The sequence below is a fragment of the Pseudomonas sp. TREG-RG-20F-10-E-6-01 genome (genome assembly GCF_022662455.1).
In the GTDB taxonomy this organism is placed as follows: domain Bacteria; phylum Pseudomonadota; class Gammaproteobacteria; order Pseudomonadales; family Pseudomonadaceae; genus Aquipseudomonas.
In genome coordinates this window covers 23,247-37,701 of sequence record NZ_JAKNQP010000011.1, presented here as the reverse complement: position 1 = coordinate 37,701, position 14,455 = coordinate 23,247, and the positions used below count along the sequence as shown (strand labels likewise).

Here is a 14,455-nt window from a genome sequence, read left to right as displayed (position 1 = left end):
GGTCCGGAACTTGGACCCCGAACTTCCCCTCCCCATACGAAGTCCGGGGTTTTTTTTGCCTGCAGAAAAGTTATTCCGCGACTTCCGCGCCCTTGTCCGCCAATTCCATCCAACCGGCCAACACAGTGTAGGCGTCTTCAAGGCCCATGCGCTTGGGCGCCGAGAACAGCTGGATGGTGATCGCATCACCCCAACCCTTACGGATCTCGGACTGCACTTTGAGCAGGGTGTTCTTGGCTGCGCCGTAGGTCAGTTTGTCTGCCTTGGTCAGCAGGATATGCATCGGCATGCCGCTGGCGACGGCCCAATCGAGCATCAGCAGGTCGAAGTCGGTCATTGGATGACGGATGTCCATCATCAAAATCAAACCCTTCAAACTCTCCCGGCCACCCAAGTAAGCCTCCAGGTGACGCTGCCAGTGCAGCTTCAACGGGATAGGTACTTTTGCGTAACCGTAGCCCGGCAGGTCGACCAGACGCCGATCATCGTCTAGCTTGAAGAAATTGAGAAGTTGCGTGCGGCCCGGGGTTTTCGAGGTGCGTGCCAGGCTGGCATGGGTCAGGGTGTTCAACGCGCTGGACTTGCCGGCGTTGGAACGACCGGCAAAGGCGACTTCAAAGCCTTCGTCATCGGGGCATTGGTCTACTTTGGCGGCGCTGAGCATAAACGTGGACTGTTGGCACAGGCCGAGGATGGGATTCTTGAGTTGCATGAGATTTCCGATGTGGGCGGTGCCGAAAAAGGGTGCGGCAAGCGGTGTCGTTTCCGTTTCAGTAGCGCCAGTATATAATGCCGCAGATTTTGTGTGTGCTTTGTCCCAGCGAAGGATGAGGTTCACGGGAGCGAAAGACCTTCATTGCGCATTAGAACGCAAAACGCTCTCAAACCCTGAAAAGGTCGATGTATGACCCGATGGTTGCTCGCTTTTGGTGTCCTGATGCCGCTTTACGGCGCTCAGGCTACACAGGATCCGGAGGCGGTGTACAACCGAGTTTGCGTAGCTTGCCATGCCGGCCAGCTGCCTAACGCCCCAAACGGGGTGACCAGGCAGCCTGGCAGCCAAGACGGGCTAAGGGCATGGACACGTTGGTGCAACACGTGACCCAGGGTTTCAAGGCAATGCCGCCGCGTGGTTTGTGCATGGACTGCAGTACTGAGGATTACCAGGCCATCATTGAATTGATGGTGAGTAAACCCGGTAGATAACTCTTAAACCCTTAGCCGTAGTTGGATTAGCTGATGAACAAACTGATCGTGAGTCTGCTGTTGACCTTGGGCATCACCGGTGTTGCCCATGCTGCAGGCGACGCTACAGCGGGTCAGGCGAAAGCCGCCGTGTGTGGTGCTTGCCATGGACCGGATGGCAATAGCCCGGCGCCGAACTTCCCCAAACTCGCCGGCCAGGGTGAACGTTACCTGACCAAGCAGATGCACGACATCAAGGACGGCAAGCGCACGGTGCTGGAAATGACCGGCTTGCTGACCAACCTCAGCGATCAAGACCTGGCGGACATCGCGGCGTATTTTGCCAGCCAGAAAGGCAGTGTGGGAGCTGCCGACCCGAAACTGGTCGAAAAAGGCCAAGCGTTGTTCCGTGGCGGCAAACTCGCCGAAGACCAGCCTATCGGCGGCATGCCGGCGTGCAAGGCTTGCCACATTCCGGACGGCGGCGGTGTCGCAGCGGCGGGCTTCCCTCACCTGAGTGGTCAACATGCTCAGTACACGGCCAAGCAATTGAAGGATTTTCGCGAGAAGGTTCGCTATATCGATGGCGACGCGGGTAACAAAATGATGACTGATATTGCGGCCAAGCTGTCGGATAAAGACATCGAAGCGCTGTCCAGCTACATCCAGGGTCTGCACTGATCCGGGCAGGACGTTAACGCTCGATTAATCCATCGATGCAAGCATAAAAAGGGTGGCTTAGGCCGCCCTTTTTTGTGGCCGGTGCCGTTACACTAACGAACTCATGCCCGCGTAGACCTGTCACACCTAAAGGTCGCGTGAGGCGACTTTATTTGTCCAGGAGTAAAGCATGCGTAATCTGATCCTCAGCGCCGCTCTCGTCACTGCCAGCCTCTTCGGCATGACCGCACAAGCTGCCGATAATGTGCCGCTTGAAGCCGGTAAAACCTACGTTGAATTGGCCAACCCGGTGCCGGTTTCGGTGCCAGGCAAGATCGAAGTCGTGGAGCTGTTCTGGTATGGCTGCCCGCATTGCTATGCTTTTGAGCCGGTCATCAATCCATGGGTCGAGAAGCTGCCTGAGGATGTGAATTTCAAACGCGTCCCAGCGCTGTTCGGCGGCCCATGGGATGCTCATGGTCAACTCTTCATCACGCTGGACACCATGGGTGTAGAGCACAAAGTGCACGCAGCGGTGTTCAATGCCATTCAGAAAGAAGGCAAGCGCCTGGTCAAACCTGAAGACATGGCTGATTTCGTCGCCACTCAGGGCGTCGATAAAACCAAATTCCTTGAAACGTTCAACTCGTTCGCTGTGAAGGGCAAGATGGCCCAATACAAAGAGCTTGCCCAGAAGTACGGCGTACAAGGCGTACCTACGCTGATCGTTAACGGTAAATACCGTTTCGACATCGGCAGTGCTGGTGGCGAAGAGCAAGCGCTGAACGTTGCCGACCAACTGATCGCCAAAGAGCGCGCAGCCAAGTAAGGGGCCTACCATGCGCCGCTGGGGTACTGAACGTGTCGTTGGCCTGCATGATGCGAAGGTCAACGAGCATCACCTGGAATCCACAGGCCTTCCGGCAGATAGCCGCCTGCGCTTGCTCAGCTTCAATATTCAGGTGGGCATCAGCACCGAAAAGTATCGGCACTACCTCACCCGTGGCTGGCAGCATTTGCTGCCCCACAATGGGCGTGCCGTTAACTTGCAAAAAATCGGCAACCTGCTGAACGACTTCGATTTGGTCGCCCTGCAGGAAGCTGACGGCGGCAGCATACGCTCCGGTTACATCAACCAGGTGGAACACCTGGCGCAGCTCGGCGCGTTCCCGTACTGGTATCAGCAACTCAACCGCAACCTCGGGCGTCTGGCGCAGCACAGTAATGGTGTGCTCAGCCGCTTGAAACCGACCGCCATCGAAGATCACCCCTTGCCAGGCCCCAAAGGGCGCGGGGCGATCCTCGTGCGTTTCGGCGAAGGCCCCGAAGCCTTGGTGGTGGTGATGATGCACCTGGCGCTCGGGGGGCGTACGCGCAACCTGCAGCTCGCCTACATTCGTGAATTAATTGGCAACTACAAGCACCAGGTACTGATGGGTGACATGAACACCCATGCCAACGACCTGCTGCAGAATTCCCCGTTGCGGGACCTCGGGTTACTGGCGCCGCAAGTCGAAGCCACGTTCCCCAGTTGGCGCCCGCAACGCTGTCTCGACCATATCCTGCTCAGTCCGACACTCACACTCGAAAGTGTGCAAGTACTGGCGCAGCCCATCTCCGATCACCTGCCGGTCGCGGTAGAGATTCGTCTGCCGGGTTCGCTTACGGCTGATGCATTACCCGCGTTGAGCCCAGGCCCTCGCGGACCCCTTGCATGAGCGACGACGCCCAGCGCTGGAAAGAGAAATACCTGAAAAGCGTCGAGCAGCAAGACAAGCTCGAACGTCGCTGGGCTTCCCGTCTCGACCTGTTACGTCGAGGCCTGGTGCGCAGCACGCTGGCGGCTGAGGGCACCGATCGCGCGGTTGACCAGTGCATGAAAGAGATGCGCGACGTCGTGCGTACCGACGACATGGACGCCGCCCTCGCAGCCCTGCTGCCGCGCCTTGAAAAGGCCGTGCTGGATTCGGAACAGCGCCGCGAAACCCGGGTTGACCAGATCAGCACTGCGCTCACGGCCCTGGTTGCGCAGCTGCAAAAACTGCCGCTGCCGCGTGAAGTGGCACGCCCGCTGAAAACCTTTGCCAAGCAACTCGATGGTCGAGTCGGCCAGGCACGCGAGATTCCTTTGTTGCTCAGCGAGCTGAGCAGCCTGCAAGGTCAGGCGCTGAATAACCTGGACCCGGATGGCGAAACCCCGCGCTCTGGGCCGGGTTTGCTGCAACGCCTGTTTGGCGCGAAAGAGGGTTCGAATGAAGCGCCGGTGGCTGAAGCTGTACCCGCGCCGGCTGCGCCAAAATCCGCTGCGCCCAAGCCCACCCCTGAGCCTCAGGAGCCGGAGCAATCCGAAGAACTGACACAAGCCTTGCGCGCCTTTGCGCCACTGCCGCAAACGCCGGCAGCGTCACAACCCGAACACGTTGTGCCTGTCAAAGTAGCGGAGGTTGCCGGCGAAACCTTTGTCTTCGAGGCGCCGGCTGCAGAGGAGCCTGTCGTTCTGCCCGCCGAGGTACCTGAACCTGAAGCAGTGGAGGCGCTGGTTGAAGAAACCGCTCCAGAAAGCGCACTTGCCGCCTTTATCGAAGAAGCGCAGGTCGAGGTCGACACTCCGAACGAAACCGCCATTGGCAGCTTGTCTCTCCCGCCTGTGCTGGAAAGTCCCGAGCCTGACCCGGATGCGTTGGAATCGGATGGCGTCTACGCACTGCCGGACTCGCCGGAGCCTTCGTACAGCTCGGTTGCCAAGCACATCGAAGACACCTTGCTTGGCCTGCTGGAAGACCTGTCACTGCCCGAGCGTCACCGTCCTCAGGCTGAAGCCATGCGCGAGCGCCTGGCTCATGGCTTGAACTGGTACGAACTGTTGCCGATTCTTGATGACCTGGCGGTGTTGATGCTGGCGATCACCGACAGTGGCCAGCACGAGTTCGAGGCTTACCTCAAACAGCTCAATGAGCGCCTCGAAGCGTTCCAGGGCCATCTGCAAGTGGCCAGTGATGGCCACGCTGACAGCCGCTCGGCCGCGCGCGAGCTGGACACGCAGATTCGCGAGCAGGTCGACGGCCTGCAAAGCAGCGTGCAGGAGGCGGCCGACCTGGACAGCCTCAAGCACGTGCTGGAGAGCCACCTTGAAGGCCTGCTCGGCACCATGGATCAACATCAGCAGCAGCGTGATCAGCGAGAGCAGGAAGTGGCGGCGCGCCTCAAGGGGCTGGCTGAGCGGGTGGCGAATATGGAACAGGAAGCGCAGGGGTATCGCGAGCATCTGGAAGTCCAGCGCCAGAAGGCGTTGATCGATCCGCTCACCGGCCTGCCCAACCGGGCGGCCTGGAGCGAGCGTCTGGACCACGAAGTCAACGCCTGGCACCAGCGCGGCAACAGCCTGTCGCTGGCCATGCTGGACCTTGATCACTTCAAGCGCGTCAACGACGGCTATGGGCACTTGGCGGGCGACAAAGTGTTGAAGATCATCGCCAATGTGCTGCGCAAGTACCTGCGCCCGACTGACTTTATTGCGCGGTTTGGCGGTGAAGAGTTTGTGTTGCTGATGCCTGACTCCGCCTTGGCGGATGCGTTGGGCGTGGGCGAGGTGCTGCGCGCGGCCATCGAAGCGTGCCCTTTCCATTTCAAGGGCGAGCCGGTGACGATTACGGTGTCCATGGGCGTGGCGCAGTTCCAGCCGGGTGAGCGCAGTGACTTGGCGCTAAAGCGTGCCGACGAAGCACTTTATCGAGCGAAGGCCGCGGGACGTAATCAGGTGCAGGCGGCGTAAAAGATGTTCCATTTTGTAATTTGACCGCTCAAGCACAATCCGTACGTTACACTGTTGCATTATCGTCTTCAGCGTAATGTCTTCTGCCATGAAATCCTTTTACTTCGCCTTCGTACTGCTCCTGCTCGCCGGCTGCGCGAGCGGCCCTCGCCTGAACACCAACCATCCTTCGCTCAATCACGACAATCGTGTGCAATTCGTTGTCGTCCATTACACCTCCACCAACCTTGAACGCTCCCTGGCGCTATTGACGCATGGCCAGGTCAGCAGTCATTACCTGATCGGCGATGATGCTTCAGGCACCATCTATAAGCTGGTGGATGAGAGCCAGCGTGCCTGGCACGCCGGGGAAAGCGAGTGGATGGGCCGCACCTGGCTCAACTCCAGCTCGATTGGTATCGAGATCGTCAACCCGGGTTATCGCGACACGCCGACTGGCCGCGTCTGGTACCCGTATTCCGAGGCGCAGGTGCAGTCGTTGGTGGTGTTGCTCAAGGACATCGGCAAGCGCAATGGCATCGATCCCAAGAACATCATTGGCCATAGCGATATCGCGCCGTTGCGCAAGCTCGATCCGGGCCCGTTGTTCCCGTGGAAGCGCTTGGCGGCTGAAGGGCTGGGAGCCTGGCCGAATGCGCAGGCCGTCGCTCGATTCCAGATGCAGTACGCCGCTAACCTGCCGAGCATCACCTGGTTCCAGGAAGAATTGGCACGGTTGGGCTATCAGACACCACAGACCGGCGAGCTGGATGTTGCCACGCGGCATGTGATCGCGGCGTTCCAGATGCATTTCCGGCCGTCGCTGTTTGATGGCACGCCGGATGCCGAAAGCGCCGCGATCCTGCGCGCATTGAACCGGAGTTAGGCGCTAAAGCGGCAGCGCCATGTAGAACTGCGTGCCCTGCCCCGGCCTCGAGTAGACGCCCATGCGCCCGCCGTGCAGTTGCACGATTTCCTTGCACAGCGCCAGCCCCAGGCCGGCGCCGCCTTTCTTGCGTCCAACCTGCACGAAAGGTTCGAAGATGCGTCCCTGCTGGCCATAGGCGATCCCTTCGCCGTTATCCTCGACGCTGATAATCACCCGCTCGCCATGCCGGCGCGCCTGCAGGCGAATTTGCCCGCCATCGGCGGTATGGCGCAATGCGTTGCCTAAAAGGTTGTCGAGTACGCGCTCAAGCTGGGCCTGGTCTGCGTACAGCCTGGGCAACCCGGATTGGGCTTCGACCAGCAATTCGACGTGCTGAGCATTTGCCAGCTCAGTAAAGCGTGCCCGTGCGTGTTCCAGCAGGTCGGTGACATCGCACGGCCCTAGCGTGAGTTTTTGCAGGCCGTTCTGGTAGCGCGAGAAGTTGAGCAAGTCGTTGATCAACTGCATCAAGCGCTGCATTTCTTCATTAACCGTATCCAGCAGGTCCGCTTCACGGGATTCTGCGGGAAACTTCGCACGCTCGCGAAACAGCCCGAAGGCCATGTGCATGCCGGTGACGGGCGTGCGCAGTTCGTGGGAGGCCCGCAAGACGAATTCGCTACGCACGCGCTCGAAAGCGCGCTGCTCGGTCACGTCGTGCAGCACCATCACCGCCCCAAGAATATGCCCTTGGGTATGACTGACTGGCGTCAGGCTGTAGGTCAGCAGGCGCAGTTCGCCCTCGACCTCCACTTCCAAGTCCTCAGGTGCCCGCTCCAGGTTGCCGCCGCGCAGCACCAGTTGCAGTTGCTCATCCATTTCCGGGCGACCCAATGCTTCGCCCAAGCCCTGCCCCAAGCGTGCCTCGTCCCAGCCCAGCTGGCGCTGTGCCACAGGGTTGAGGTGTTCGAGGCGACCTTGGCGGTCGATCATCAGCAGGCCATCGTCGATGCTGTCGAGCACCGCTTGCAGACGCTGCTGGCCGGCCAGCAGTTCGTCGACATTGGTTGCCTGATGTTGGCGCAACGCTTCGGCCATGATGCCGAAGCGGCGGGTCAGCTGGTTCATTTCCGCGGCCGACGAGATGGGCAGCGTCACTTCGAAATCACCCTGCCCGATCTTGTCGGCGGCCTTGGCCAAGGCTTCGATGGGGCCACCAAAGCGTCGGGCGATACCGTGTGCCGTAATGAAGCCGATGATCAACACTGCCAGCCCGACCAGGCCCAGAAGACCGGCAATCAACAGCGCCCGGTCGCGGGATTTGTGTTCACTCTCGTTGATATTATCCAGCGCGTGCTTGTGCTCGGCGATCAGGCCATTGCGCAAGGCGTTAAAGGTTTCGGTCAGCTTCGGGTTGTTGCTATTTGCCACTGAGCTTTGCTGGGCTTCATCAAATGCCTTGAGGAAGTTCAGGTAGTCAACGCGTGCCTGGCTGAACCCGCTGAGCTTGCCGTCTTGCTGTTCATGGGCGATGCCCTCATCCAGCAAGGCGAAATACTGCTCTTTTGAGGTTTTCAGTACCTCGGGGTCCGGTTGCTCCTGCAGCATCAGGATCAACTGGTCACCCAAGGTCTGACGCAGCTTGAGGCCAAGGTCCAGCGTGATGAAGTTGCTGCGGATCAGCGACTCCTGGCTCTTGGCCATTTGCATGACACTGACCAGTCCCAGGACCAGTCCCAGCAGGGCGACGGTGATCAGCGCTGAGATACTCAGGAACAAACGAGTGCGCAGTTTCATCGCTAGCTTCATAGGGTACAGCTCACAGGTTGTACTGTTTACGTTTGCGGTACAGGGTCGACGCGTCGATACCGAGAGTGCGGGCCGCCTGGTCCAGCGTGTCACTGGTGGCGAGTACCGCGCCGATGTGGGCCTTCTCCAGCTCATCCAGGCTCAGCGCCGCACCGATGCGCGGCGCATTGTTGGTCGGCTGCTCGGCCATCCCGAGGTGGCTGATTTCAACCTTTTCCTGGGGGCAGATGATGCTGGCTCGCTCCACAACGTTTCGCAGTTCTCGGATATTCCCCGGCCAGCGGTAATTGAGCAGTGCTTCGCGTGCTTCATCGCTGAAGCCGCGTGCCGGTCGGGCATATTCCTTGACGAAGCGCGCCAGGAAGCGGTCGGCCAAGGTCAGAATGTCTTCACTGCGCTCACGCAACGGTGGCAAGTGCAAGGTGATGACATTCAGGCGGTAGAGCAAGTCTTCACGGAAGCGGCCTTCGCGCACCATGTCTTCCAGGTTCAGGTTGGTCGCCGCGAGAATGCGTACATCAGCGCGTCGGGTGACCGGGTCGCCCACGCGTTCATATTCCTTATCCTGAATGAAGCGCAGTAATTTTGGTTGCAAGGTGAGTGGAAAATCGCCGATCTCGTCGAGAAACAGCGTGCCGCCATCCGCTTGGTTGACTCGGCCCAAGGTGCTTTCGCTGGCGCCGGTAAAGGCGCCACGGCTGTGACCGAACAGTTCGCTTTCCATCAGCTCTGCCGTCAGTGACGGGCAGTTGATGGTCACGCAGGACTTCTTCGAGCGCTTGCTCCAGCCGTGAATGGCGCGCGCCAATTCACCCTTGCCCGTGCCTGACTCGCCGAGGATCAAGATGTTGGCGTCGGTGCCCGCGACTTGGCGCGCGGTTTCCAGCACTACCATCATGGCCGGGCTGTGGGAGTCGAGGCCGTCCTTGGGCTGACGAACTTCGCCTTCCAGGGCTTCGAGGCGAGCGGAGAGTTGGCGCACTTCCAATTGCTTGGCGGTAGCGAGGCGCAGTTGGTCTGGGCTGCATGGCTTCACCAGGTAGTCGGCGGCGCCAGCCTGGATCGCGTCGACTGCGGTATCCACGGCGGAGTGTGCGGTCACAATCACCACGCGCATCCACGGCGCCTGGATGCGCATCTGCGCCAACACGTCCAGGCCATTGTCCTCGCCCAGGCGCAGGTCCAGGAAGCACAGGTCAAACACCTGGCGCTGCATCAGCGCATCCGCCTGCGCGGCGCTGTTGGCGGTGGCTACGGTGTAGCCTTCATCTTCCAGGCAGTAACGGAAGGTGCGAAGGATCGCGGATTCGTCATCCACTAAAAGAATGCGGCCTTGAAGTTCCTTGGCTGATTCCATCTGTCCCGCGCTCCCCTTAACTATGAATGATGGTGTTTAGTCCCGGAATAATCGGGCAAGTTGCATGGTTTATTCTGATCGATAAAAGCCGTCTTCGCGCAGGTATCTGCACAACCTCCTACAAACGCGCGATTTGCTGGCCTTTTCATGCCTCGTAGCCACTTCGGCAATGCTATTTCTCTTTTCGATCCCCTGACCCGACCACTGACCATCGTGCATTTCGCACGGCCTGGATAGGGGCATCGTGCAGGATGCTGGGCTATAGATTCGAGATGTATTGTTAACTAATTGATTTTGTTGAGTTTTATTTTGTAAAAAAACTGGCACGCGCCCTGCAATATCCCTCTCAACAGTGTCATGACCGAATAATCAGAATGCGGGAGAAATGCAGCATGACTCGCCAAAGCCTCAGCCAATTGCGTGTATCGCCACTGCGCTTGCAGCAAGGTCTGTTTGCCAGCTTGGCCTTGATGGTCACGTTGATTGCGGGCCAGCAATTCCAGCATTGGCAGCAGAGTCAGCAGCAAACCCTGCAATTTGAACGTCCGGTGATGACCCAGCACCATTTCAGTTCCGTCAGCAGCGTGGCTGCCGACGTTACCGCCCCGCAATTGAGAGTGGCAGACCAGGATTCGACTCTTGGCGAGTTGCCTGCTCAAGAACGTTGGGTGTTCTAGGCAACAAAAAGCCGCTTGTGTTGAGCGGCTGCACGGCACTACCGCTGTTACCCCTATAAAAGCGTAAGGAGAATCACCATGTTGAGTTGGGCAATCACATTTCTGATCATCGCCATTGTGGCTGCAGTCCTGGGCTTCGGTGGTATCGCGGGCACCGCCACGGGTATCGCAAAAATTCTGTTTGTGGTCTTTCTGGTGATGTTCATCGCTTCGTTCTTCTTTGGTCGTCGCGGCCGAGGCTGAATATGACCACTTTGTTTATCAAAGCCTGTGCTGCCGCCCTGATTCTGGGCGGTAGCGGCTTGGCGATGGCCGCCAATGACGGTCAATCCCGGGCTAACGAATTGCTCAGTGCGGACAAGCAGTACCGCGAAACCTGGCAAAGCGTGGTGAAGAAAGAACAACGCCTGCCGGAATGGGTGATGAACCTGTCCGGTACGGCCGAACAAATGAATGCCGTGGAAGAAGATGGCGATAAGTACCTGGTCGGGCCACTCTGCGAGACTGCAGACACCTGCCTGAACAAGCGCCTGATCGTGGCCTTCAGCTACGACAAGGAAGACGCCTACGCCATGTTGGTGGAAGTCCCGGCCGGTTTGCCGGCAGACAAATCCCCGACGCGGCACGCCGATTACCGTTTTATCGGTAAGCCGAGCGAAGGCATGAAACAACTGCTGATGGAACAGCTTAAGAAAGATCCGAATTGGTACTAGGTTCCGTCTGACGCATCTGTCGTCAACGGAGCCGGCGTCCATAGAAAGAAGCCCTTTGCTTCTTTCTGTCTGCACCACTCGCCAAGGGTGGTGCATGACCAGGGGGCCGGGTTGCTCTGATCGAGTCGGATCGGCGTGACCTACGGGTACAGGGAGTGCCTGCGCAAGGGCCGGGTCAGGCGAAAAGCTGCGACGCAAGTTCACAAGTCCTCAAGCTTGCTGAACTTGCGGCGGGCTTATCGCGCATTAATCCTCTTGTATGTCGCCCATAGTCGCTATTTTCTATCTCGCTTCCTCCCAACCGTTACCTGGTGTGTCGGTGCGACCTTCTATCTAGAAAATTATGCTCGCGCTATAGGACTCTTCGGACGCCAACCCCATCTAATTCCAGGCATTTTTGCCGGTGACTCACAGACGTCCAACCTCTCTGAGCGAGCCGCTCGTGGCCGGTTCACGGCATATTCACCGGACGGAATGGCGGAATCGAACTGACCGTTCAGACAACTATTTTCAAAAAAAGCCATGCCGATTCGGCATAGGGTAGGCGTTTACGGCATTAGACGTCGCCCCCTTGCATGGGAATAGTTGCGCCTTTTTTCGCCTGCCAGTAAGCCATTTCGGCCACGCTGCGGTGACCTTCTACGGAGGCAGATGCACACACTTTTTCGCTTCCGAGCGTTCCAGATGGCGCATGTGCCTTAAGTCCACTTGAAGTAAGGGTAATGACATGAAGAAGGCAAAGCTAAGCCTCGCCTGGCAGATCCTCATCGGTTTGGTGCTGGGGATCGCAATCGGTGCAGTGCTCAACCATTTCAGTGCTGAAAAAGCCTGGTGGATCAGCAATGTGTTGCAGCCGGCGGGCGATATCTTTATCCGCCTGATCAAGATGATCGTGATCCCGATTGTGATTTCCTCGCTGATCGTTGGCATCGCCGGCGTGGGTGACGCGAAGAAGCTCGGTCGCATCGGCGTCAAAACCATCCTTTACTTCGAAGTGGTCACCACCATCGCCATTGTGGTCGGTCTGTTGCTGGCCAACCTGTTCCACCCAGGCGCTGGCATCGACATGAGTACCCTGGGTACCGTCGATATCTCCAAGTACACCGCCACCGCTGCCGAAGTGCAGCATGAGCATGCGTTCATCGAGACCATCCTCAACCTGATTCCCTCGAACATCTTCGCCGCCGTCGCCCGTGGCGACATGCTGCCGATAATCTTCTTCTCGGTGCTGTTCGGCCTCGGCCTGTCGAGCCTCAAGCCGGAACTGCGTGAGCCTCTGGTCACTATGTTCCAGGGCGTTTCCGAGAGCATGTTCAAAGTCACCCACATGATCATGAAGTACGCCCCGATCGGCGTATTCGCGTTGATCGCGGTGACCGTCGCCAACTTCGGCTTCGCCTCGCTGCTGCCGCTGGCCAAGCTGGTGATTCTGGTTTACGTCGCCATCCTGTTCTTCGCCTTCGTGGTGCTGGGCCTGATCGCTCGCCTGTTCGGCTTCTCGGTGATCAAGCTGATGCGCATCTTCAAGGATGAGCTGGTGCTGGCCTACTCCACCGCCAGTTCCGAAACCGTGCTGCCGCGCGTCATCGAGAAGATGGAAGCCTACGGCGCGCCGAAGGCCATCTGCAGCTTCGTGGTACCGACCGGCTACTCGTTCAACCTCGACGGTTCGACTCTGTATCAGAGCATCGCGGCGATCTTCATCGCCCAGCTGTACGGCATTGACCTGTCGATCGGCCAGCAGCTGATGCTGGTGCTGACCCTGATGGTAACCTCCAAAGGCATCGCCGGCGTACCGGGTGTGTCCTTCGTCGTATTGCTGGCTACCCTGGGCAGCGTGGGCATTCCGCTGGAAGGCCTGGCGTTCATCGCCGGTGTCGACCGTGTGATGGACATGGCGCGTACCGCACTCAACGTGATCGGCAACGCCTTGGCCGTATTGGTCATCTCCCGTTGGGAAGGCATGTACGACGACGCCAAAGGCGAGCGCTACTGGAACTCCCTGCCGCACTGGCGCAGCAAACAGGCCTCGCCAACCGCCCAAGCCACTCGCGGCTGATAGCCCGCGGCGTGAACACAAACCCCGGAAAATTCCGGGGTTTGTCGTTTCTGCCAGCCCCGCTATCATTCGCCCCATCTTTCGGGGGATTCAACAGATGCTCAATGGCCTGTGGCTTGGCTTCTTTGTCGTGGCAATGGTGTCAGCACTGGCGCAATGGCTGATTGGCGGTAATGCCGGGATTTTTGCGGCGATGGTGGAAAGTATTTTCGCCATGGCCAAATTGTCGGTGGAAGTCATGGTGCTGCTGTTCGGCACCCTGACCTTATGGCTGGGCTTTTTGCGCATCGCCGAAAAAGCCGGGATCGTCGACTGGTTGGCCAAGGCCCTTGGCCCGCTGTTTCGCCGCCTGATGCCGGAAGTGCCGGCCGGCCACCCCGCTATCGGCTTGATTACCCTCAACTTCGCCGCCAATGGCCTTGGGCTGGACAACGCCGCCACCCCGATTGGCCTGAAAGCCATGAAGGCGCTGCAGGAACTCAACCCGATCCCCAACACCGCCAGTAACGCGCAGATTCTGTTCCTGGTGCTTAACGCGTCGTCGCTGACGCTGTTGCCGGTGACCATCTTCATGTACCGCGCCCAGCAAGGCGCAGCGGACCCGACGCTGGTGTTTCTGCCGATCCTGCTGGCAACCAGCGCCTCGACCCTGGTCGGCTTGTTGTCGGTGGCGGTGATGCAGCGCCTGCGGCTGTGGGATCCGGTGGTGCTGGCCTACCTGATTCCCGGCGCATTGATCCTCGGTGGCTTTATGGCGTTGCTGGCGACCTTGTCCGCCACGGCGCTGGCCGGTTTGTCATCGATCCTTGGCAACCTGACGCTGTTCGGGTTGATCATGCTGTTTTTGCTGATCGGTGCGCTGCGCAAGGTCAAGGTGTACGAGGCGTTCGTCGAAGGCGCCAAAGAGGGTTTCGACGTTGCCAAGAACCTGCTGCCGTATCTGGTGGCGATGCTGTGCGCGGTGGGCGTGTTACGCGCCTCGGGAGCCTTGGACTTTGGCCTTGAAGGCATTCGCCACCTGGTGGCCTGGACGGGTTTGGACACGCGTTTTGTCGACGCGTTGCCGACCGCCATGGTCAAGCCCTTCTCCGGCAGTGCCGCGCGGGCGCTGCTGATCGAGACCATGCAAACCAAAGGCGTGGACAGTTTCCCGGCGTTGGTGGCGGCGACGATTCAGGGCAGTACGGAAACCACCTTCTACGTGTTGGCGGTGTACTTCGGCTCGGTGGGGATCCAGCGGGCGCGGCATGCGGTGGGATGTGCGTTGCTGGCAGAGTTTGCCGGTGTCGTGGCGGCGATTTCGGTGTGCTACTGGTTCTTCGGTTAAGGCTTAAATGGCTATCGCAGGCAAGCCAGCTCCCACATGTTGATGTGTA

13 protein-coding genes and 1 pseudogene are annotated in these 14,455 nt (G+C 59.0%); 11 read left to right on the top strand and 3 right to left on the bottom strand.

The annotated features are described in order from the left end of the window. Positions 1 to 70 precede the first annotated feature (70 nt). Positions 71 to 712, bottom strand: coding sequence for a ribosome biogenesis GTP-binding protein YihA/YsxC (gene yihA, locus L8K08_RS24500; RefSeq protein ID WP_242200480.1), 642 nt, complete (start codon positions 710 to 712; stop codon positions 71 to 73). A 192-nt stretch (positions 713 to 904) separates the two neighbouring features. On the opposite strand from yihA, the pseudogene L8K08_RS24495 reads away from it, so the two are divergent. The 6 genes and pseudogenes from L8K08_RS24495 to L8K08_RS24470 all read left to right on the top strand — a co-directional run bounded on the left by L8K08_RS24495 (position 905) and on the right by L8K08_RS24470 (position 6,482). Continuing rightward, positions 905 to 1,206: pseudogene (locus L8K08_RS24495) on the top strand (c-type cytochrome). 33 nt (positions 1,207 to 1,239) lie between these two features. After that, positions 1,240 to 1,866: a cytochrome c4 gene (locus L8K08_RS24490; RefSeq protein WP_106576039.1), complete on the top strand. Its 627-nt coding sequence runs from the start codon at positions 1,240 to 1,242 to the stop codon at positions 1,864 to 1,866. Between the two features lie 169 nt (positions 1,867 to 2,035). Next, positions 2,036 to 2,674, top strand: a complete 639-nt coding sequence (locus L8K08_RS24485; protein ID WP_119741330.1) for a thiol:disulfide interchange protein DsbA/DsbL — start codon at positions 2,036 to 2,038, stop codon at positions 2,672 to 2,674. A 10-nt stretch (positions 2,675 to 2,684) separates the two neighbouring features. Continuing rightward, on the top strand, positions 2,685 to 3,563 hold the full coding sequence (locus L8K08_RS24480; protein WP_119741332.1) for an endonuclease/exonuclease/phosphatase family protein: 879 nt from the start codon (positions 2,685 to 2,687) through the stop codon (positions 3,561 to 3,563). Beyond that, the gene (locus L8K08_RS24475; RefSeq protein WP_242200478.1) at positions 3,560 to 5,617 is read left to right on the top strand and encodes a GGDEF domain-containing protein; all 2,058 of its coding nucleotides are present in this window, start codon (positions 3,560 to 3,562) and stop codon (positions 5,615 to 5,617) included. Before L8K08_RS24480 ends, L8K08_RS24475 begins: the two co-directional genes overlap by 4 nt. Positions 5,618 to 5,705: 88 nt before the next feature. Then, on the top strand, positions 5,706 to 6,482 hold the full coding sequence (locus L8K08_RS24470) for an N-acetylmuramoyl-L-alanine amidase (protein WP_242200476.1): 777 nt from the start codon (positions 5,706 to 5,708) through the stop codon (positions 6,480 to 6,482). A 3-nt stretch (positions 6,483 to 6,485) separates the two neighbouring features. Here the strand turns inward: L8K08_RS24470 and L8K08_RS24465 are convergent, their stop codons facing one another. Together L8K08_RS24465 and algB are read right to left on the bottom strand one after the other, a co-directional pair. Then, complete coding sequence (locus tag L8K08_RS24465) at positions 6,486 to 8,273, bottom strand: KinB sensor domain-containing domain (RefSeq protein WP_242200474.1); 1,788 nt, start codon at positions 8,271 to 8,273, stop codon at positions 6,486 to 6,488. 10 nt (positions 8,274 to 8,283) lie between these two features. Continuing rightward, entirely contained in the window at positions 8,284 to 9,630 is a 1,347-nt protein-coding gene (gene algB / locus L8K08_RS24460; protein WP_145158535.1) for a sigma-54-dependent response regulator transcription factor AlgB, read from the bottom strand. A 392-nt stretch (positions 9,631 to 10,022) separates the two neighbouring features. Between algB and L8K08_RS24455 the strand changes: the two genes are divergently transcribed. The 5 genes from L8K08_RS24455 (at position 10,023) to L8K08_RS24435 (ending at position 14,406) form a co-directional block, all read left to right on the top strand. Further along, positions 10,023 to 10,307 carry a hypothetical protein gene (locus L8K08_RS24455; RefSeq protein ID WP_106576045.1) on the top strand — a complete coding sequence of 95 codons (285 nt, stop codon included), beginning with the start codon at positions 10,023 to 10,025 and terminating at the stop codon, positions 10,305 to 10,307. Between the two features lie 78 nt (positions 10,308 to 10,385). Further along, positions 10,386 to 10,550 (top strand): DUF1328 domain-containing protein, encoded by a 165-nt coding sequence (locus tag L8K08_RS24450; protein WP_003170804.1) that lies wholly within the window; start codon positions 10,386 to 10,388, stop codon positions 10,548 to 10,550. A gap of 2 nt (positions 10,551 to 10,552) precedes the next feature. Then, complete coding sequence (locus L8K08_RS24445) at positions 10,553 to 11,020, top strand: inhibitor of vertebrate lysozyme family protein (protein WP_242200473.1); 468 nt, start codon at positions 10,553 to 10,555, stop codon at positions 11,018 to 11,020. A gap of 727 nt (positions 11,021 to 11,747) precedes the next feature. Next, a complete protein-coding gene (gltP, locus tag L8K08_RS24440) occupies positions 11,748 to 13,079 on the top strand; it encodes a glutamate/aspartate:proton symporter GltP (protein WP_145158539.1) in 1,332 nt (443 codons plus the stop codon). Positions 13,080 to 13,176: 97 nt separating this feature from the next. Beyond that, entirely contained in the window at positions 13,177 to 14,406 is a 1,230-nt protein-coding gene (locus L8K08_RS24435; protein WP_145158541.1) for a spore maturation protein, read from the top strand. Positions 14,407 to 14,455: the final 49 nt, after the last annotated feature.

Coding starts and splice junctions, on each gene's coding strand:
- yihA (WP_242200480.1), bottom strand. CDS start 712: ATGCAACTCAAGAATCCCATCCTCGGCCTGTGCCAACAGTCCACGTTT.
- L8K08_RS24490 (WP_106576039.1), top strand. CDS start 1,240: ATGAACAAACTGATCGTGAGTCTGCTGTTGACCTTGGGCATCACCGGT.
- L8K08_RS24485 (WP_119741330.1), top strand. CDS start 2,036: ATGCGTAATCTGATCCTCAGCGCCGCTCTCGTCACTGCCAGCCTCTTC.
- L8K08_RS24480 (WP_119741332.1), top strand. CDS start 2,685: ATGCGCCGCTGGGGTACTGAACGTGTCGTTGGCCTGCATGATGCGAAG.
- L8K08_RS24475 (WP_242200478.1), top strand. CDS start 3,560: ATGAGCGACGACGCCCAGCGCTGGAAAGAGAAATACCTGAAAAGCGTC.
- L8K08_RS24470 (WP_242200476.1), top strand. CDS start 5,706: ATGAAATCCTTTTACTTCGCCTTCGTACTGCTCCTGCTCGCCGGCTGC.
- L8K08_RS24465 (WP_242200474.1), bottom strand. CDS start 8,273: ATGAAGCTAGCGATGAAACTGCGCACTCGTTTGTTCCTGAGTATCTCA.
- algB (WP_145158535.1), bottom strand. CDS start 9,630: ATGGAATCAGCCAAGGAACTTCAAGGCCGCATTCTTTTAGTGGATGAC.
- L8K08_RS24455 (WP_106576045.1), top strand. CDS start 10,023: ATGACTCGCCAAAGCCTCAGCCAATTGCGTGTATCGCCACTGCGCTTG.
- L8K08_RS24450 (WP_003170804.1), top strand. CDS start 10,386: ATGTTGAGTTGGGCAATCACATTTCTGATCATCGCCATTGTGGCTGCA.
- L8K08_RS24445 (WP_242200473.1), top strand. CDS start 10,553: ATGACCACTTTGTTTATCAAAGCCTGTGCTGCCGCCCTGATTCTGGGC.
- gltP (WP_145158539.1), top strand. CDS start 11,748: ATGAAGAAGGCAAAGCTAAGCCTCGCCTGGCAGATCCTCATCGGTTTG.
- L8K08_RS24435 (WP_145158541.1), top strand. CDS start 13,177: ATGCTCAATGGCCTGTGGCTTGGCTTCTTTGTCGTGGCAATGGTGTCA.